Origin of the sequence: Protofrankia sp. Cas8 (genome assembly GCF_963555845.1) — a bacterium.
In the GTDB taxonomy this organism is placed as follows: domain Bacteria; phylum Actinomycetota; class Actinomycetes; order Frankiales; family Frankiaceae; genus Protofrankia.
The window spans coordinates 1-18,608 of sequence record NZ_CAUVXI010000050.1; the positions used below are offsets into that span (position 1 = coordinate 1).

Genomic DNA, 18,608 nt, shown 5'->3' on the forward strand with positions numbered 1-18,608 from the left:
CGCTGACGAAGGCCACCTCGGAGCTGTCCCAGACGCTCGGCCGGTCGCCGACGGTGAGTGAGATCGCCGCCCATCTCCAGCTGACCGAGGAGGAGGTACTGGAGGGCCTGGAGTCCGCCAACGCCTACTCGGCGGTGTCGCTGGATGCCCCGGACTCAGGCGATGACGAAGCCCCCGCGGTAGCCGACACCCTCGGGGTCCAGGACGAGTCCCTCGAAGGGGTCGAGTACCGGGAGTCGCTCAAGCCGCTGTTGGAAAAGCTGCCGCCGCGGGAGAAGCGAATCCTGCTGCTGCGGTTCTTCGGAAACATGACGCAGTCGCAGATCGCCGCGGAGCTCGGGATCTCGCAGATGCACGTCTCACGGCTGCTCGCACGCACCCTGGCCCAACTCCGTCGCGGCCTGCTGGAGGACGCCTGACGGCCAAAGGCGGCTCGATCATGGTTCTTCGCGCCGCCGGCCGGCCGAGCTCTCCGGGTCGGTTAGGCGGGATCCCGCGGTTCGCCGGGATCCCGCGGTTCGCCGGGATCCCGCGGTTGGTAGCCGCCAGCCAGGCCGACGAGCGTCAGGATCGCGACGGCGACGGCGAGCAGCGGGATGCCCTCGCCATAGCGACCGCCCTGGAGCAGGCTGACCGCGACAGGCAGGCACAACAGCTGCACGACGACGACCGGCGAGCGTGCCCACCACCGCCTGGCCAGCAGTGCCCGTCCGAGCAGGCAGAGCCCCACGGCGGCGACGACGGCGAACAGACCACCAAGCTCCGCCCGGCCGCGGTCGTCGGTGTCCGCGCCGAATCCGCGGACGATCAGGAACACGCCGAGACCGCCGAGCAGGAGTCCTTCGCCACCGAGTAGCGCCACAGCGGCGGGCAGGGCCGGTGGGGTGTGCACGGCGTCCCGCAGACGATCGCGGCGCAGGTCGGTCCTCACAGGCACACCCCGACAGTACGTGGCCGCGCGGACCATGGTGAAGGTCACGTCCCACGAGGGGTCAAACCGGTCGCAAGGATTACGAGCGACCGTGCAAAGTCCCACCGGCTACCGTGGACATCATGCGCGCGCTGTTGGTCGTAAACCCCATTGCAACGGCGACGACCCAGCGTGTTCGTGACGTTCTGGTCAGTGCACTTGCCGCCGACCTCAGCGTGGACGTCGTCATGACCAAGGGCCGCGGCCACGCCGCCGAGCTCGCTGAGCGCGCCGCCGACAACGGCCTCGACCTGGTTGTCGCGCTCGGCGGCGACGGAACGGTCAACGAGATCGCTAACGGCCTCCTGCGGTCGGGGCCGGCGCCCGGTGCTCCCGCCCTCGCGGTGGTGCCCGGCGGGAGCACCAACGTCTTCGCCCGTGCACTGGGCTACTCGCCGTCCCCGGTGGAAGCGACCGGAGAGCTTCTGGAGGCGCTCCGGGACGGTCGCAGCCGCCGGATCGGGCTCGGGCACGCAACCTTCACCAGTTCGTCGGGCATCAGCCAGTCCCGCTGGTTCACCTTCTGCGCCGGCTTCGGTCTGGACGCGGCAGTCGTCGAGCAGGTCGAGCGCAAACGGGTACACGGCCGCCGCAACACCCCCGGGCTCTACCTCCGCTCCGCACTCGGCCGGTTCATCCGCAACACCGGACGACGCTGTCCCCCGATCACCGTCACCACGGGCGAGCTGGGCGAGCTGGTGACGGCAGAGACGGCAGAGACGGCACAGGCAGCGGCAGATGTCCGGAGCGCGAGCCTGCCGGACGATCCGGGCCACCCCGATCCGGTACCGGAACACGTGCTGGCGGCCGTGGTCTGCAACACGACGCCATGGACCTATCTCAACGCCCGCCCGGTGCGTGCCTGCCCGGACGCGTCCTTCGACAGCGGGCTGGACCTTGTCGGCCTGCGTCGACTGACGGTGATGACGACAACCCGTAGCATCCTGCAGATGCTGCACGGCTCCCGGGGACCTCAGGGCCGCGATGTTCTTGCCCTGCACGACCAGGCGCGGATCACGCTGACGGCCGCGCAGGCGATCCCGTTGCAGCTGGACGGCGAGTACCTCGGGCCGCACACGGAACTGACGGTCAGCTCCACGCCAAGGGCCCTGCGCGTCATCGTCTGAGTGTGCGGACAAGCTCCGCTGGATCGTCGCAGATCACCGCATCCACGCCGGCGTCGCGCAACTGCTCGGCGTCGGCCACCGAGGCAACCGTCCACGTCGCCAGACCCACTCCAGCCGCCCGGGCCCGTTCGGGCATCGCCGCCGAACCGAGCACGGACGAGACGTGAGCGTGCAGCTCCTGGTGTCCCGCCGACCGCACATAGGCGATGCCGCCGGCCACCGACATTCGCGGCATGGTCAGGAAGGCCGTGTTCACGGCGATCTCGGCGTCGCGCACCGCCTCGATCGCGAACCAGTCGAACGACGAGACGGTCACGGCCGCCGGGGCCTGCGGGACGGCGCCGGAGACCCGGCCGAACCCGCGAGCTCGCAGAAGGTCGATCAGGATCCGGGCGGTCTCCTCCCGCGGGGCGTCGAAGTCCGGCTGACCCGGCTGGTTCTTGACCTCGAGGATGATCCGGCCGCGGCCGTTCCAGACGTCAAGGACGTCGGTCAGGGTGGGCACACCGAGATGGCTCAGTTCGCGGGTGGTTCGACGGATCACAGCACGGCCGGTCAGCCGGCCCGGTATCCGGGCGTCATGGACACACACCAGATCGCCGTCGGCGCTGCGCCGTACATCCACTTCGATACCATCGGCACCGGCCCGCAACGCGGCGTCCACTGCTTCAACGGTGTTCTCCGGGCCGGGAGTCCGGCTACCGCGATGACCAAGAACCTGCATGAGCCAACGATGCCATCACGGCCATGACCGCCATCGGCAGGGACCTCCCGGTGGGATCCGCGTAAGCACAAAACCCGTGGACGGCGACAGCCAAGGCCAATCCGGCATGTTCTCCAGATCCCCCCGGACATGTGCGTTCACTGGGTCGGCAGTGCTGGGAGAGTCTGTCTGTCAACGTCGTTCGACCAACCGCAAGGCGTGGTCCACCTGTGTCTCGACGGGACAGGTGCAGGCAGGAAGGGGTGCGAAGCCACTTCCAGGTTCTTGCGCGCATGGCAGTTGCGGTGGGAGGGTGGCGAATGTCCGAGGTGGATGGACCACGTACACCTCGGGCTCACGCGCGAGGGTGCAGGCGGTCGAAAGATCGAGAATCCGCACGGATCCGACATCCGAATGATTGTCGGGAAGTGCGGCGCAACCGTAGCGGCTCGCAAAGCGTCTCACGTGCAGTGTGGCCCGAGACGAGAGAGGGAGTTGTACGCATGGACTGGCGCCATAGAGCGCTCTGCCGTGACGAGGATCCCGAGCTCTTCTTCCCGATCGGTACAACCGGTCCGGCTGAACGCCAGGTCGAAGAAGCAAAGGCCGTCTGCAGGCGGTGTGCTGTAACAAGTGATTGCTTGAGCTGGGCACTTGACACCGGGCAAGATTCCGGGGTTTGGGGCGGTTTGAGCGAGGATGAACGCCGTGCACTCAAACGCACTGCGCGCACCCGAGTTCGCACCGCCTGATTACCCACCACCACCAACCCGGCACAAGTTGCATGACGACGTCCCAGGTGGCCCGGAAGTGACGCATCGGCCCCAGGGGTGTTGCCGCGTGCCTTGATGCCGTTCCCGTCCGTATTCGCGCAGTCTGCGAACGGAACTATCGACACCCGCTGTACAGGTGTCGATACAGCAAGACATGGGGGGCCAGAACGGGGTGGGACGGCGCCAGGCACGGTGGTGCTGTACCCACCTCGACGGTCCTCGTAACGTGGATCTTCAAAAAAATTTTCACGGTGGCAACGGGATGGACAACAGGGCCTCCGTACCACGCTCCGGTCCGGCCTGGAGCCGGATCGCTCCCTGCATCTCACCGAGCACGAGTTGGCGGACGATCTGGAGGCCCAACCTGGGCGAGTGCTCCAGCTGGAAATCGTCGGGCAACCCCGCGCCGTCATCGGCAACCACCACGTCCAGTCGGTCGACACCACGGTGGACGCGGAGTTCGATCGTGCCGGCCGAACCATCGAACGCATGTTCGACAGCATTCTGCAGAAGCTCGGAAAGCACAAGCGCCAACGGCGTGGCGAGTTCGCCGGGCAACCGGCCGAACGATCCCTTGCGGGTCGTGTTCGCGCGCGTTCCGGTCGAAGCAAGATCAACAGTGACCGACGTGATCTGATCGGCGATCTCGTCAAAGGGCACCGACTCACCGAGACTCTGCGACAGCGTCTCGTGGACCACGGCGATCGATGTCACCCTGCGCACCGACTCGCGCAACGCCAGCCGTGCCTCATCCGCCTTGGTCCGACGCATCTGCAGGCGCAGCAGAGCCGCGACCGTCTGCAGGTTGTTCTTCACCCGATGATGGATCTCCCGGATGGTCGCGTCCTTGCTGAGGAGTTGCGCCTCGCGACGCCGAAGATCGGAAACATCGCGGACCAGGACGAGCACCTCCCGGGTGGCCCCTGGGAACAGCGGGATCGCGCGCAACAGCACCACCGTGCTGGCGACCGCCAGTTCCACCTCAACCGGCCGGCGGCGACCGATCGCGTGCCACACGGCCGGGGTGGTCGCCGGCAGGCTCAGCGTCCGGTGTACCGACCGCAGGTCCTCACCGGTGACGTTGCCGGTGTATCCGAGGCGGCGGTAGGCCGACAGCGCGTTCGGGCTGGCGAAGATGACCTTTCCCGAACCATCCAGGCGGAGCATCCCGTCACCGACCCGGGGCGCTTCGGGCAGCTCGGCCGCACTTCCCCGGAACGGGAAGGCCCCTTGTGCGACCATCAGCGCCAGGTTGTTCGCGCACTGCAGGTAGGCTGATTCCAGGGCGCTGGGTGTGCGGGTGGTGGCCAGGTTCGTATCCCGCGCCAGTACCGCGATCACCCGGTCGGAGTGCAGAACCGGGATCGCCTCGGTCCGGACCGGCACGCCGCCGTCCCACTCCGGCTCGCCCTCGCGGGCGATCCGGCGTTCCCGCCACGAGTTCTGCACCACCCATCTGTTAATCACAACGCTGCCGACCTCGTCGTTGTGATAAGCCGTCGGCCCGGTGGTCGGCCGCACCTGCGCGACCACCAGAAACTCAGCTCCTGGACCGGACCCGCCACGGGCCACCACGGCCCGACTGGGAACCAGCAGCAACAGGTCCGCGAAGGACAGATCGGCCAGTAGGGCCCAGTCCGCCACCAGGGCATGAAGATGATCGATGTCATCCGCGCCGAGATCGGTGCTCTCGCGCAGAAGGTCCGCCAGCGTTCCCACGCAAGGCAGACTGCCAGACGCGGTGCCACCGCCGGAGCCCCGGCCGTATATCGGTGCCACGTCGAACACCTGATCCCTCGTCAGCTCATGCCGGTCGACCATAGGCTTCCGTTGTGCATCCCCTCGCAGGTCACCCCGCACACGACCCGCTCGCATGGCTGGCCGGCCATGCCCGGCAGCGGGAGGAGGCCGGCCTGCGGCGCACTGTGAATCCGCGCACACCCGCCGCCTGGGCCGCCGGCGACCCACCCCGCCAGCTGGACCTGGCCGGCAACGACTACCTGGGGCTGTCGCGTCATCCCGACGTGGTCGACGGTGGGGTGCGGGCGCTTCGAACCTGGGGCGCGGGCTCCACCGGAAGCCGGCTGGTGACCGGAACGACGACCTTGCACGGTGACCTGGAGGACGCTCTCGCCGCCCATACCGGCTTCGCCGCCGCGCTGGTCTTCGCCACCGGATACGCGGCCAACCTGGGCGTTCTCACCGCGCTGACCGGTCCGGACGACCTGATCGTCTCCGATGAGCGCAATCATGCGTCGCTGGTGGACGCCTGCCGGCTCTCCCGGGCACGAGTAGTGATCGTCCCGCACACCGACGTCGATGCCGTCGACACGGCACTGGCCGGGCAGCCGTGGCGCAACGCCGTCGTCGTCACCGACTCGGTGTTCTCCGCCGATGGCGACCTTGCGCCGCTACCGGCGCTACACGCCGTCGCCCGGGCCCACGGCGCGCTGCTGCTCGTCGACGACGCGCACGGTCTCGGCGTCGTCGGCCCGGGCGGCCGGGGAGCGCTCGCGGACGTCGGACTGGCCGGCGAGCCGGATGTGGTGGCCACCGTGACGCTGTCCAAGGCCCTGGGCAGCCAGGGTGGAGCAGTGCTCGGCCCGGCAGCGGTCCGTGCGCATCTGATCGACACCGCCCGCACGTTCATTTTCGACACCGGACTCGCCCCGGCCTGCGCCGGCTCCGCGCTGGCGGCGCTCGAGCTGCTGGCCGCCACTCCCGCACTCGCCGACGACGTGCGACGGCGGGCCAGCCAGCTCGCCGCGCTCACGGCCGCGCCCCAGCCGGCCGGAGCGGTGGTATCGGTCATCCTGGGTGAACCCGCACGCGCGGTGGAGGCGGCGGCGGTCTGCCGGGCGCACGGTGTGGCGGTCGGCTGTTTTCGTCCCCCGACCGTGCCACCGGGGACGAGCCGGCTGCGGATCGCGGCCCGCGCCGACCTCACCGACTCCGACCTGGCCCACGCCGCGACCGCCTTCGCCACCGCTCTGGGCACACCGGCCCCGGGTGCGCTGACTCCAGGTGCGCCCGGGTGACGGTGCTCGTGGTGACCGGGACCGGAACCGGTGTCGGCAAGACCGTTGTCACGGCTGCGCTGGCCACGCTGGCCCGGGACCGGGACATCGACGTCGCCGTGGTGAAGGCCGCGCAGACCGGCGTCGGCCCAGGTGAGCCCGGCGACCTCGACCATGTGCGGCAGCTGTCCGGAGTCGAGGACCTGCACGAGTGCGCCCGTTTCCCGGCGCCGCTCTCGCCGGCCGCGGCGGCCCGGCTCACCCGACGCCCTCCGGTGGAACTCGCCGACGTCGCCCGACAGGTAACGGAGCTCGCCCGGGGTCGGCGGCTCGTCCTGGTGGAAGGCGCGGGCGGGCTGCTGGTCCGCTACGACGACGAAGGCGCCACCGTGGCCGATCTCGCCCGCGCGCTGGCTGCGCCGGTGTTGCTGGTCAGTGCGGCCGACCTCGGCACCCTCAACGCCACCGCACTGTCCCTGGAGGCGCTGGCCCACCGTGGCCTGGAGCTGGCTGGTCTGGTCATCGGTTCCTGGCCGTCCGATCCGGACCTCGCCTGCCGTTCGAACATCAGCGACCTGGAGATGCTGGCCGCCCGCCCGCTCGCCGGAGCGCTACCGGCCGGGTCTGGCGCCGCGGATGCGGCGTCCTTCCGTGACACCGCCCGAGCGTGCCTCGCACCTGCGTTGGGCGGTACCTTCAACGCCCAACAGTTCCGAGAGAGACACACTCCGTGACACGATGGGCAACAGCAGGTGTCGGGCAGTTGTTCACCGACCGGACCCGACTGAGAACTATCGCCGACGAGCGCGCGTGAACCTCCGCCGGTGTGCGAGCGTCCACCGTGGGAAACGAGCGTGGCCGAACGTGAAGCCGCCCGGCGCACCGCCACACCGCCATATCTCCGCACCGCAATATCTCCGCAAGCTCCGCACCGTCAGACGAGTCGAGGTCCACGTCGGACCACAGGGAGACCACCGTGCCGCCATCGTCAGCGACCGCCCCGCCCGCCGCACGCCAATCAGGCGAAGACGTCAGTACCTCCACCGACATCCTGCAGGTAGCGCGTAGTCAGGTACTGGAGGATGGTAACGGCCTGTCGGCCGAGCAGACACTGGCTGTACTGCAGCTCGACGACGAGAGGATCAGCGAGGCGCTCGCACTCGCGCATGAGGTGCGGCTGCGCTGGTGTGGCCCGGAGGTCGAGGTCGAGGGAATCGTCAGTCTCAAGACCGGCGGCTGCCCCGAGGACTGCCACTTCTGTTCCCAGTCCGGGCAGTTCGACTCGCCGGTCCGCGCAGTCTGGCTGGACATCCCGTCGCTGGTCCAGGCCGCACAGGCGACCAGGGAGACCGGCGCCAGCGAGTTCTGCATCGTCGCGGCCGTACGCGGCCCGGATGAGCGGCTGATGAGCCAGGTCCGCGCGGGCATCGCCGCGATCCACGCCGCCGTGGACATCAACATCGCCTGTTCGCTCGGGATGCTCACCCAGGAACAGGTTGACGCCCTCGTCGACATGGGCGTGCACCGTTACAACCACAACCTGGAGACCGCACGTTCGCACTTCCCCCAGGTCGTGACCACCCACAGCTGGCAGGAACGGTGGGAGACCTGCGAGATGGTGCGAGCGGCCGGTATGGAACTGTGCTGCGGCGCGATCATCGGTGTCGGCGAGACGCTGGAGCAACGGGCGGAGCTCGCCGGGCAGCTCGCCGCGCTGGAGCCCGATGAGGTGCCGCTGAACTTCCTCAATCCGCGGCCCGGTACACCCTTCGCGGACCTACCTGTGATCAGCGCCACCGACGCGCTGCGGACGATCGCCGCGTTCCGGCTCGCGCTACCGCGCACCATCCTGCGTTACGCCGGCGGTCGTGAGATCACCCTCGGCGACCTGGCGGTCGACGGGATGCTCGGTGGCATCAACGCCGTCATCGTCGGCAACTACCTGACGACATTGGGACGCCCGGCCGAGGCGGACCTTGCGATGCTCGCCGACCTCAAAATGCCGATCAAGTCGATGCAGGCCACTTTCTGACCGGATCATCGACGACTGACCGCATCATCGACGACTCCGTCGGGCGCGCAATCATGGTCCCACCGCGCGCCCGGCGGCCCCGGGAAGCCACAGAGCGCCCGGCAACAGGGACGCGGCGTCGCGGGGCCGGGCGCTCTAATCTCAGTGGCATGACTGTCAGCGGAACGGAAACGGCCTTCTGCGACCGGTGCGGACGGTTGCTCTCCGACGGAGAGCACGACGCCTGTCACCGGGCCCGGTTGCTGGAACCGCCACGCTTCTGCCAGAGCTGCCGTCGACGGCTGGTCGTGCAGGTCACACCGACCGGGTGGACGGCACGTTGCAGTGAACACGGCTCAACCGTCGGCTGAGCCCCTGTGCGGCTACGGTCAGGCCGCTGACAGGCCGTCGAGGAGGGCTATCAGGTCGCCTTCCTGAACGACGTCCCCCTCCTGCACCGCGATCCGGGCGACCCGACCGCCGTCCTCGCTGAGCACCGGGATCTCCATCTTCATGGAGTCGAGGATCACGAGCGTGTCCCCGGCCGACACCGTGTCACCGACACCGACCACGACCTTCCACACGTTGGCGACCATCTCGGCTCGAACTTCCTCGGCCACGGTTCCCCTTCCCACTGCCGACCGGACAAACGCACACCGTGAGCGTAGTGCGCACCCGGACGCGACCGCTGCGCGCCACGGCGACAAAGAAAGTCCCGGTTCAACGGCCGATCCACCCAAAGCCGGCGGTGGCCAACCTCCGTTATGATCTTCCGGCAACGCTCCGGAGACTATGACCTCCGGGCGCGCGATCTGACGATCGTCGCGCGCCCTTTGGTCCTCCAGCCGATCGGGACCGCGACGCGCGGCAAATCAGACATGCCGGAATGTCGCCCCTGCGGTCCACCGCTGCGCGGACCAAGCACACTACGAGGGTGTTCGTTCTCCTTGTACTCGCCCTGATCGGTGGCGTCACGGTCGGGCTGATTCGTGGTGGGACGCCGGACGCCCTGGTTCGGATCTATGTGGCACGCCCGTGGATGTTCGCGACCGCGTTCGCGGCGCTGGTCCTCGGGCGGGTCATCCCCGGCGTCCAGGTCGCCGCCTGGGTCACGGCCATGGTGACCGTCGCGCTCTTCGCGGCGGCGAACTCCCGACTACCGGGCCTTGGTCTGCTGCTGGCCGGGATCACGCTCAACACGGTGGTGGTCCTCGCCAACGGCGGTCGGATGCCGGTGTCACTGTCGGGAGCCGAACGCGCCGGCATCGCGGTCAGCGAGGTGTGGGCGTCCTCCCAGTACACTCCGGGGGATACCGCCACGGTCCTGCGTCCGGCGACGGACGTGATACCGCTGGCATTCCCGAACGCGCCGGCCGTGGTCAGCATCGGCGACGTGCTGATCGCCGCCGGCGCAGGGCTGTTCGGAGCGGTCGCACCGGTGCGGGCGCGCCGCACCCTGGAGGCTCGCCGTGTCCGCGTGACGCGGTCCATAACCTCCGGTGCAGCTTCTCCCACTCTTCCAACGGATCCGGACCCGGTGGCGGCCGTCGCGGCGGCACGGCCGGCCGAGCGCCCGTGACAGGATGACCGGAGCGGAAAGGAGGTACCCGACGTGGCGAAGAAGAAGCGTAAGCGGCGCGCACGCGCCAAGCACAAGGCCAATCACGGCAAACGCCCCAACACCTGAGCCGGCGCCGGCGGGCCGCGGTCGAACGTCCGCCCCGGTGTGTGCCCCGCCCCCAAGCCGGGGCCGGGGCACACACCGGGGCCGGGGCACGCACCCCTGTTGCCGGGCACTCTCAGCCGGTGCCGACGCGGGGCCGCAGCCAGTCGACGGTGCGACCCAGGCCACCATCAAGATCAACCTGAGGTCGCCAACCGACCAGCCGTTGTGCCTTGCTGACATCGAGTTCGATCCGCGCCAGCTCCCCGGGGCGCGACGGCGCAAGTTCCGGGGTGTCGGCCACCCCGATGATCCCCGCGAGCCTGCTGTGCAGTTCCCGGACGGCGGTCTGGGTACCTGTCCCGATGTTGAGCCGTTCGCCGTTGGCCGCATCCACCGAGGCTGAGCGAGCGAAGGCGTCCGCGACATCGCCGACGAAGACATAGTCGCGAGTGGTGGCACCATCACCGAAAATCATGGTCGGACGTCCCTCGAGCATGGCCGTCCCGAAGATCGCTACCACGCCGGCCTCGCCGTGCGGATCCTGGCGCGGCCCGTAGACGTTACCGAGCGCAAGCGCGGTCGTCGCCAGACCATATGTCGCTCGGTACACCGACAGGTACAGTTCGCCAGCCGCCTTCCCGGCCGCGTACTGGGACTCGGGAGCCACCGGCGCGGTCTCGTCGACCGGCAGATGCCGGGGCGTCCCGTAGATCGAACCACCGGACGACGTATGGACGAACTTCCCGACGCCGGCCTTTCGACTCGCCTCCAACATGTTGATCGTGCCAAGCACGTTCAACCGGGCATCAAGAAGTGGATCTCTGATGCTCACCCGCACATCGATCTGCGCAGCCAGGTGCAACACCGCATGCGGGCGAACCCGCCCCACCACATCATCAAGATCAGATGAGGTGACATCGACCTTCTCAAACGAGAACCGGGTGTCAAGGGAAGCCTGCGCCAGGTTCTCAAGCCGCCCAGTGGACAGGTCGTCGATCCCGACGACGTCGTGGCCGTCGGCGAGCATACGGTCAGTGACCGTGGAACCGATGAAACCGGCCGCGCCGGAGACGAGAATACGCACGGCTCCCGAGCTTAGTGGTCGGCGCTGAGCCACCGTAGGCTGACCATCCCCCGCCGGGCACTGCACTCACTCGGCGCGAAACTCGGCCCTGGCTGCGTCAGCCCGTGCCGCCCGCAAGCGTTCCAGAACACTCTTTCGAAGAGTGTCCGGAGCGCGCTCGCCCCCGCATCGGCGGGCGATCAGAAGCTTCACCTCGTGCTCCACGCCGAACTGCCGAAGACACGGGGAGCATTCGTCGAGATGCGTCCGAATCAGGTACTTATGGTCGAAGTCAATCTCGCCGTCGAGATACAGATAGACGGCCTCCAGCACCTTGCGGCAGTCGACGCCGTGCGGGTCACCACAGCTCACGATGCACCGCCATCGACCTCGGAACGACCGGCGCGAACCAGACCCCGCTCATGGGCATAGTGCTCAAGGGAGGTACGCAGGCCACGGCGACCGCGGTGCAACCGGGACATCACGGTACCTATCGGGGTACCCATGATCTCCGCGATCTCCTTGTAGGCGAAGCCCTCGACATCCGCGAGGTACACCGCCATCCGAAAATCCTCGGGCAGCGCCTGCAGAGCTTCCTTGACGTCGCTGTCTGGCAGGTGCTCCAACGCCTCGGTCTCAGCGCTCTTGAGCCCACTGGACGTGTGCGATTCCGCGTCGGCCAGCTGCCAGTCCTCGACCTGCTCGGTCGGGCTCTGCAGCGGCTGGCGTTGCCGCTTGCGGTAGGTGTTGATGAACGTGTTCGTCAGGATCCGGTAGAGCCAGGCCTTGAGGTTCGTACCTTCCTGAAACTGGTGAAAAGCCGCGAAGGCCTTGACGAAGGTCTCCTGCACCAGGTCCTCGGCATCGGCGGGGTTCCGCGTCATCCGCAGCGCCGCCGCATACAGCTGATCAAGGAAAGGCAGGGCGTCCTGCTCGAAACGGCTGGCGCGCTCTTCGGCAGTCTCGTCGACCAGGACCACTCCCTCGTACCTCGGACCGTCCGCGGGACGCCGGTTGACGGGCACGCCACCGACCACTGAAACGGACGATACCTCGCCGGGTGCAGCCGCGCGGGCAGAAAAGCAGCCGGCGGAACCAGCCACCGGTCCGGTGGGACAACGGCCCTGGGCATCCGTGCGGCCGTCGAGTGGCCGCATCTGCGCAACTGGCGTCGGCGCGGCGTCGCCGACGCTGGGCACCGGCCCGCTCGCGAACTGGGCAGTCATCAAACCTCCGAGTGGATGTCCCTGGCTAACCGGAGACGACGCAATCACCGGGACACGAAATGATCTGGGGGTAGTCCGGCCGCGTCGACGGTCCGAAGGACCCTTTCGGCTTGCATAACCGTTCGACCGGGTGTCGGGATTCCCGACCACCCGATGGTGTGCCGCCGGATCCACTCCGTCCCGACCGTGGCCGCTTCATTGATCACGTCAGCTTCGGTCCGGCCGTCCCGGCGACGCGTCCGCATGGCGTGATCAGCGCCCGCGAGGACATGCACCTCGATGTCGCGATCCGGAGCTGGGACCGGCATCCCGAACGCGTCCCGGTCGCCCTGCACCACGAGGACGGGGACGCCGGCGCCGAGTAGCTCCGGCAACCTCGACGGCCGGTCCGCGGCGGGTGGATCCAGCGGGAAGCCGAAGGCCACCACTCCCACGGCCGCTACCGAAGCGGCGCAGCGGCACGCCACCCGCGATCCCATCGACCGTCCCACCAGGACGACGGGACGCGGCTGGGGCAGCATGTCCAGGGTCGCCCGGAGCACTGCGTCCAGCCTTGCCGGACGATCCGGAGCACGGCGGCCGGCAATCCGGTACGGCATCTCCAGGCGGGCGACGCTCACCCCGATCCCCGGCAGTCGCACCGCAAGTTCGGACAACACACCAACATCGGTTCCGCTGCCCGCGCCGTGCAGAAGCACAACAAGCCCACACGACCCGCGTGGCGCGGGAACCAGAAACACCCGCCCTCCGTCAACTTCCAGAGGAGGCATGTCGGGAAGGGACCCGCCAGCCACGATCACCTCCGTGACAGATACGTCACCGTTGACCATCCAGATCTGTCAGACTTCCCGAGAACCTGTGTGACGTGTTTCGCATCTTCTCCCTTTGAAGGGTAGGAAAAGTCCATGCTGCCCCGTCTCGACGCCGAGCCAGATCAGTCGCGCGGACGAACCACGACCCTCGTCTACGAGACACCCACGGACAGTGATGATCCGTACTGGGCGTTCTACGAGGATGTCGCCGCGACCCAGCTGGCCAGCTGGTTGCCGACGACACAGATCCGGGTCCTGGACGTCTCCGGCCCGCGGACGCGGTTCGCACGTCAAATGGTCGCAGCCGGGCACGACGTCGTGCGAGTCGTCCCCTCGGCGAAGGGTCTGGACCCCTCGTATCCCGGCGTGGTCGACATGCGCAGCCGGGCGCAGCTGGGCGACCCCAGGTCCGGCCAGGGCAGGTTCCTGCACGTCGCGGGCGACTCCCGATCGCTGGACTGGTTCGCTCCGGCGAGCTTCGACGCCGTCCTCGCCGAGGGCCGGGCGCTGTCGTTCTGCCTGGCTACCGAGACGACGCTGGAGGAGATCTACCGCATGCTGCGCCCTGGTGGGCGACTGCTGCTGTGCGTCGACTCGCTCCTGCTCGGGCTCGCCCGTCTCGCCGAACAACACCGCTGGGCAGAGCTGTCGGACGTGCCCCGGGCCGATGTCGTGCTCGTCCCCGCCGAGGACGGCTCCATCACCCGCTGTTTCTGGCCGGAGGAACTGCACGCGCTACTGACCAGCGCGGGCCTCGACGTCGACTGGATCCGTCCACGGACGGTGCTGTCGGCCGAGGCGGTGACGCGCGCCGTCGCCTCCGATGTGTCCTGCTTCCCCACCCTCGTCCGGACCGAGGTCGAGCTTTCCGCCGAACGCGAGGGCGAGTCGATCGGCATCCACCTTGTGGCCAGTGCCCGCCGCCCCGGCTGACAAAAAACCTAGCCGGGGCTTCGGGCCAACCGTGGCCAGCGCCCGCCGCCCCGGCTGACCGCCCCGGCTGACCGCCCCGGCTGATCGGGCCGGGCCTGGCCCGATCAAGGCGGTTTCCGGCATGCTGAGGTGGTGACCGTCACCACGGATGTGCCTATCGACCCCTGGCCGGCACCAACGGCGCAACGACCAGTCGACGCGACCGTGATGATGCCGGGCTCGAAGTCGGCGACCAACAGGGCGCTGATCCTGGCAGCGATCTCAGACGGCACGAGCCGGCTGAGTCGGCCCCTGCGATCACGCGACACGCTGCTCATGGCCGCCGCGCTGCGCGCGCTCGGGGTCGCCGTGCTCGATGACCGCGACGACTGGGTCGTCCACGGTGAATTCCCGCTGCGGGCTGCCCCGGGTGCTCTGATCGACTGCGGCAACGCCGGTACGGTCGCCCGGTTCACCCCGGCGCTGGCCACACTGGCCCACGGTGACCTGGTGTTCGATGGCGACCCGCGCATGCGTGAACGTCCGCTCCACCCTCTCCTGGATGCGTTGCGGGCCCTGGGCGCACGCATCGACGGCAACCGGATGCCACTGACCGTGCATGGCCGCGGGCGCCTCACCGGGGGTGAGGTGACGGTGGACGCGTCCACGTCCAGCCAGCTCGTGTCCGGGCTTCTGCTCGCGGCACCCAGATATGATCATGGAGTAACCGTCCGACATGTGGGCTCGCGGCTGCCCTCATGGCCGTACCTGGAGATGACCGTTGCGGACCTGCGTGCCGCCGGCGCCTCGGTTGAGGTTGACGTCGACCGGACCCAGGCGGGGGTGGCGGCGCGCTGGTCGGTCGCACCCGGCAGGATCCTCGCCCACGACCGCATCATCGAGCCCGACATCAACAGCGCGACTGCCTTCCTTGCGGCGGCGGCGGCGACCGGCGGTCGCGTCGTCCTCGCCGACTGGCCGGCCGCAACCGTGCAGCCCGGCCGGCTGCTCCCGGAGTTGCTGACCGCGATGGGCTGCGCCGTCACACAGACATCGGTCGGTCTCGAGGTACGCGGCCCGCAACGCCTGCGTGGCATCGACGTGGACCTCACCGACTACGGCGAGGCCGCTCCCACGCTCGCGGCGCTCGCCGTCCTCGCCGATTCGCCCAGCCGCCTGCGGGGCATCGCACACCTGCGGTTGCAGGAAACCGACCGACTCGCGGCGCTCGCGGCGGAGCTGGGCCACCTGGGTGCGGCAGTCACCGTGACCGAGGACGGGCTGGCCATCTCCCCCGCACCGCTGTCCGGCGCCGCTCTCGACCCGCGGGCCGACCATCGCCTCGCCATGGCGTATGCCGTGGTGGGGCTCGTGGTACCGGGGGTGCTGGTCCACGACATCGGCACAACCGCCAAGACCGTGCCACACTTTGATCGACTGTGGGCACAGATGCTGGCCGGTACCGGGATGCCGGACGAGACCGTCCAGCAACGATGAAGTCCGGCAACGATGAAGTCCGCCACCGCGGGCTGGAACGGCGCAGGTGAATGCCGCGGGAGCTTGACGAGGACGACGTGCGGGTCCGGGCCGGGCGCGGGTCACGGCCCCGAACCCGGGAACGTCCCGACCATGCCGACGCGGTGACGGCCACGGTCGTCGCCGTTGATCGGGGTCGCTACACCTGCCATGTCACCGGGCACCTGGCTGCGAAGGCACCGGCGGCCGGGACGCCGGCCGGCCCATCGACATCCACCGGCGTGCTGGTCGCCGGTGTCCGCGGCGGTTCGTTGCGCCGGACCAGCGTGATCGTCGGCGACGAGGTCGCCCTGGTCGGTGACGTCTCGGGTTCGCCCGGCAGCCTTGCCCGGATCGTCGGGCGGAGCGAACGCCGAAGCGTGCTGCGTCGCACCCCCGACGACACCGATCCCCTGGAACGCCCGATCGTCGCCAACGCCGACCGGCTCGTCATTGTCTGTGCCCTCACCGACCCACCACCGCGCACCGGGCTGATCGACCGATGCCTGGTCGCGGCCTACGACGGTGGCCTGGAGCCGGTGCTCTGCCTCACCAAGGCCGATCTCGCCGACGACACGCCGCTGCGGGAGCTCTACGGGCCGCTCGGCCTGCCGGTGGTGACCACCCGGCCGGATGCGGGCATCGACGCGCTGACGGCGCTGCTCGCCGGCTGCGTCTGCGTCATGTTCGGTCACTCCGGCGTCGGCAAGTCAACGCTGGTCAACCGGGTGGTACCGGATGCCGCCCGGACAATCGGCGCGGTCAACGCGGTCACCGGACGAGGCAGGCACACCTCGTCCGCCGCCATCGCCCTGCCGATGCCCGGTGGGGGCTGGGTCGTCGACACTCCGGGGGTGCGCTCATTCGGGCTGGGCGCGGTCTGTGCGGACCGGGTGCTGGCCGCATTTCCCGATCTTGCACCGGCCGCGGTTGCCTGCCCGGGTGGCTGCACCCACCAGGCGGGCCTCGCCGACTGCGCGCTGGACCAGGCTGTCGATGACGGACAGGCAGACCCAGGCCGGCTCGCGAGCCTGCGCCGGCTGCTTGCCGCCCGGTCCGCGGCCGACCCGACATAGCCGACCCGACATAGCCGACCCGACGACATAGCGGGAAATCCGCCCATGCCGGCCACCGCCCGGCCACCCCCGCCCCGGTACGCTCGCCGCGTGACCCATGCCGCACAGACAGAATCGGATCCCCTTTACGGCGGCGTGCCGGCCGGTATCGCCGAAAACCCGGCGAACCCTGCTGCCGACGATCATCCGGTGACCGACGATCTCGCCCTGGCCCTGGCCCTCGCGGATGCCGCCGACGCCATCACGATGGCCCGTTTCCAGGCTGTGGACCTGCTGGTCGAGGCCAAGCCCGACGCCACCCCGGTGACCGACGCCGACACCGCGGTGGAGGCGATGATCCGCGAACGGCTGGCGCAGGCCCGCCCCGGCGACGCGGTCCTGGGTGAGGAACAGGGCCTTATCGGCGACGCCAGGCGTCGCTGGGTGGTCGACCCGGTGGACGGCACCAAGAACTTTGTTCGCGGCGTGCCGGTCTGGGGGACCCTGCTCGCTCTTGAGGTCGACGGGACGGTCGTGGTCGGCGTCGCCAGCGCGCCTGCGATGGGCCGGCGCTGGTGGGCTGCGCGTGGTCACGGGGCGTACACCCGAACGGTGGCCGGCGAGATCCGTTCGCTGAGCGTGTCAGCGGTGGCGGACCTGGCCGATGCCTACATGTCGTTCGCCTCCATCGAGAACTGGTCGGCGGCCGGTCGGTTGGAATCCTTCATGAACCTGGTGGCGACGGTGTGGCGGACCCGCGCCTTCGGCGACTTCTGGTCGCACATGATGGTCGCCGAGGGAGCTGTCGACCTGGCCTGTGAGCCCGACGTGTCGCTGTGGGACATGGCAGCCCTGCAAGTGATCGTCGAGGAGGCCGGGGGCACCTTCACCGATCTCACGGGACGCCCCGACCCGGCCGGCGGCTCGGTTCTGACAAGCAACAGCCGGCTGCACACCCGGGCGCTGGAGATCCTGAACCAGCCGTCCATGAGCGCTCCGGGGACCGAGGCCTGCGGGCGCGCGATCTGACGATCCGTAGCGCACGGCGTCCGATCGGCTTTGCCCACCGGGGGGCGCCCGCGGTGTTCCAGCGGGAGAACACCCTGGCGGCATTCCACCGGGCGCTGACGGGCGGTGCGCGCGGCCTGGAGTCGGACGTGTGGCTGACGGCTGACGGTGTTCCGGTGTTGCATCACGACGGCGTATTCGGACCACCTGGACGGCGCCGCCGGATCAGCCAGACGCCGGCGGCCAGGCTCCCGCGGTGGCTCCCGCGCCTGGCTGACCTCTACGCAGCCTGTGGCAACGACTTTGAACTCAGCCTGGATCTGAAAGACCCGCCCGCCGCCACGGGTCGGGCCGCACGGGCTGTGGTCGAAAGCGCCCGTGCGGTGAACGCGGCGGGACGGCTGTGGCTGTGCGGGAACCTTGACGCAATCCGCGTGTGGCGGCCGATCATCGAACTCGACAATCGTGGCGACCCCGACGCGACGGTAATGCTGGTGAACTCCGCATCCATCCGGGAGATCCGTACTTACCAGGACGCGCGCCCGAGCGCCGCAGTCCCTGCGGCGCTGGAAGTTTACACCCGTGGTGCGATCACAGCCGGGGCCACCGTGCTGAACCTACGTGCCAACGACTGGTCCGCCGCGATGGTGCGGCTGGTTCACGCTCGCGGACTTCTTGCGTTCGGCTGGCATGCCCAGTCGTCCCGTACCCTGAAGCGCCTTCTTGGATTCGGCTTGGACGGGGTCTACT

The 18,608-nt window shown here is 69.1% G+C and carries 21 protein-coding genes; 13 read left to right on the top strand and 8 right to left on the bottom strand.

What is annotated here, in order from left to right; all coding sequences use genetic code 11:
- On the top strand, positions 1-419 hold a 419-nt coding region (locus tag U9977_RS10070; RefSeq protein ID WP_322748949.1), incomplete at its 5' end, for a sigma-70 family RNA polymerase sigma factor.
- Between the two features lie 62 nt (positions 420-481).
- Here the strand turns inward: U9977_RS10070 and U9977_RS10075 are convergent.
- A complete protein-coding gene (locus U9977_RS10075) occupies positions 482-931 on the bottom strand; it encodes a hypothetical protein (protein ID WP_322748950.1) in 450 nt (149 codons plus the stop codon).
- Between the two features lie 122 nt (positions 932-1,053).
- Between U9977_RS10075 and U9977_RS10080 the strand changes: the two genes are divergently transcribed.
- Positions 1,054-2,097 carry a diacylglycerol/lipid kinase family protein gene (locus U9977_RS10080; RefSeq protein WP_322748951.1) on the top strand — a complete coding sequence of 348 codons (1,044 nt, stop codon included), beginning with the start codon at positions 1,054-1,056 and terminating at the stop codon, positions 2,095-2,097.
- On the opposite strand, the gene U9977_RS10085 is transcribed toward U9977_RS10080, so the two are convergent.
- A complete protein-coding gene (locus U9977_RS10085) occupies positions 2,087-2,821 on the bottom strand; it encodes a glycerophosphodiester phosphodiesterase (RefSeq protein WP_322748952.1) in 735 nt (244 codons plus the stop codon). The genes U9977_RS10080 and U9977_RS10085 overlap by 11 nt on opposite strands.
- A 482-nt stretch (positions 2,822-3,303) precedes the next feature.
- Here U9977_RS10085 and U9977_RS10090 point away from each other — a divergent pair, with 482 nt between their 5' ends.
- A complete protein-coding gene (locus U9977_RS10090) occupies positions 3,304-3,552 on the top strand; it encodes a WhiB family transcriptional regulator (protein WP_239310115.1) in 249 nt (82 codons plus the stop codon).
- A gap of 267 nt (positions 3,553-3,819) precedes the next feature.
- Here U9977_RS10090 and U9977_RS10095 read toward each other — a convergent pair whose 3' ends face one another.
- The gene (locus U9977_RS10095) at positions 3,820-5,292 is read right to left on the bottom strand and encodes a sensor histidine kinase (RefSeq protein ID WP_322748953.1); all 1,473 of its coding nucleotides are present in this window, start codon (positions 5,290-5,292) and stop codon (positions 3,820-3,822) included.
- 113 nt (positions 5,293-5,405) lie between these two features.
- On the opposite strand from U9977_RS10095, the gene U9977_RS10100 reads away from it, so the two are divergent.
- From U9977_RS10100 to bioB, 3 genes are all read left to right on the top strand, one after another.
- The gene (locus U9977_RS10100) at positions 5,406-6,611 is read left to right on the top strand and encodes an 8-amino-7-oxononanoate synthase (RefSeq protein ID WP_322748954.1); all 1,206 of its coding nucleotides are present in this window, start codon (positions 5,406-5,408) and stop codon (positions 6,609-6,611) included.
- Complete coding sequence (gene bioD, locus U9977_RS10105; protein ID WP_322748955.1) at positions 6,608-7,324, top strand: dethiobiotin synthase; 717 nt, start codon at positions 6,608-6,610, stop codon at positions 7,322-7,324. The genes U9977_RS10100 and bioD overlap by 4 nt, the downstream gene beginning before the upstream one ends.
- A gap of 242 nt (positions 7,325-7,566) precedes the next feature.
- Positions 7,567-8,622: a biotin synthase BioB gene (bioB, locus tag U9977_RS10110; protein WP_416210137.1), complete on the top strand. Its 1,056-nt coding sequence runs from the start codon at positions 7,567-7,569 to the stop codon at positions 8,620-8,622.
- A 368-nt stretch (positions 8,623-8,990) separates the two neighbouring features.
- On the opposite strand, the gene U9977_RS10115 is transcribed toward bioB, so the two are convergent.
- The gene (locus tag U9977_RS10115; protein ID WP_322748956.1) at positions 8,991-9,221 is read right to left on the bottom strand and encodes a biotin/lipoyl-binding carrier protein; all 231 of its coding nucleotides are present in this window, start codon (positions 9,219-9,221) and stop codon (positions 8,991-8,993) included.
- Between the two features lie 314 nt (positions 9,222-9,535).
- Between U9977_RS10115 and U9977_RS10120 the strand changes: the two genes are divergently transcribed.
- Both U9977_RS10120 and U9977_RS26900 read left to right on the top strand, forming a co-directional pair.
- Complete coding sequence (locus U9977_RS10120; protein WP_322748957.1) at positions 9,536-10,180, top strand: DUF5317 family protein; 645 nt, start codon at positions 9,536-9,538, stop codon at positions 10,178-10,180.
- A 33-nt stretch (positions 10,181-10,213) separates the two neighbouring features.
- Entirely contained in the window at positions 10,214-10,288 is a 75-nt protein-coding gene (locus U9977_RS26900) for a 50S ribosomal protein bL37 (RefSeq protein ID WP_369809780.1), read from the top strand.
- A gap of 112 nt (positions 10,289-10,400) precedes the next feature.
- Here U9977_RS26900 and U9977_RS10125 read toward each other — a convergent pair whose 3' ends face one another.
- The 4 genes from U9977_RS10125 to U9977_RS10140 all read right to left on the bottom strand — a co-directional run bounded on the left by U9977_RS10125 (position 10,401) and on the right by U9977_RS10140 (position 13,296).
- Positions 10,401-11,351 (bottom strand): GDP-mannose 4,6-dehydratase, encoded by a 951-nt coding sequence (locus U9977_RS10125; protein ID WP_322748958.1) that lies wholly within the window; start codon positions 11,349-11,351, stop codon positions 10,401-10,403.
- A 66-nt stretch (positions 11,352-11,417) separates the two neighbouring features.
- A complete protein-coding gene (gene rsrA, locus U9977_RS10130) occupies positions 11,418-11,702 on the bottom strand; it encodes a mycothiol system anti-sigma-R factor (RefSeq protein ID WP_322748959.1) in 285 nt (94 codons plus the stop codon).
- Positions 11,699-12,556: a sigma-70 family RNA polymerase sigma factor gene (locus tag U9977_RS10135; RefSeq protein ID WP_322748960.1), complete on the bottom strand. Its 858-nt coding sequence runs from the start codon at positions 12,554-12,556 to the stop codon at positions 11,699-11,701. The genes rsrA and U9977_RS10135 overlap by 4 nt, the downstream gene beginning before the upstream one ends.
- A gap of 44 nt (positions 12,557-12,600) precedes the next feature.
- On the bottom strand, positions 12,601-13,296 hold the full coding sequence (locus U9977_RS10140) for an alpha/beta family hydrolase (protein WP_322748961.1): 696 nt from the start codon (positions 13,294-13,296) through the stop codon (positions 12,601-12,603).
- Between the two features lie 165 nt (positions 13,297-13,461).
- On the opposite strand from U9977_RS10140, the gene U9977_RS10145 reads away from it, so the two are divergent.
- The 5 genes from U9977_RS10145 to U9977_RS10165 form a co-directional block, all read left to right on the top strand.
- Positions 13,462-14,301: a class I SAM-dependent methyltransferase gene (locus tag U9977_RS10145; RefSeq protein WP_322748962.1), complete on the top strand. Its 840-nt coding sequence runs from the start codon at positions 13,462-13,464 to the stop codon at positions 14,299-14,301.
- Between the two features lie 132 nt (positions 14,302-14,433).
- Entirely contained in the window at positions 14,434-15,777 is a 1,344-nt protein-coding gene (gene aroA / locus U9977_RS10150; protein WP_322748963.1) for a 3-phosphoshikimate 1-carboxyvinyltransferase, read from the top strand.
- Positions 15,778-15,827: 50 nt separating this feature from the next.
- Positions 15,828-16,871 carry a ribosome small subunit-dependent GTPase A gene (gene rsgA / locus U9977_RS10155; protein ID WP_322748964.1) on the top strand — a complete coding sequence of 348 codons (1,044 nt, stop codon included), beginning with the start codon at positions 15,828-15,830 and terminating at the stop codon, positions 16,869-16,871.
- A 90-nt stretch (positions 16,872-16,961) separates the two neighbouring features.
- Entirely contained in the window at positions 16,962-17,879 is a 918-nt protein-coding gene (gene hisN / locus U9977_RS10160; RefSeq protein WP_416210542.1) for a histidinol-phosphatase, read from the top strand.
- A gap of 53 nt (positions 17,880-17,932) precedes the next feature.
- Positions 17,933-18,608, top strand: a 676-nt coding sequence (locus U9977_RS10165; RefSeq protein WP_322748965.1) for a glycerophosphodiester phosphodiesterase, incomplete at its 3' end; no start/stop codon positions are given.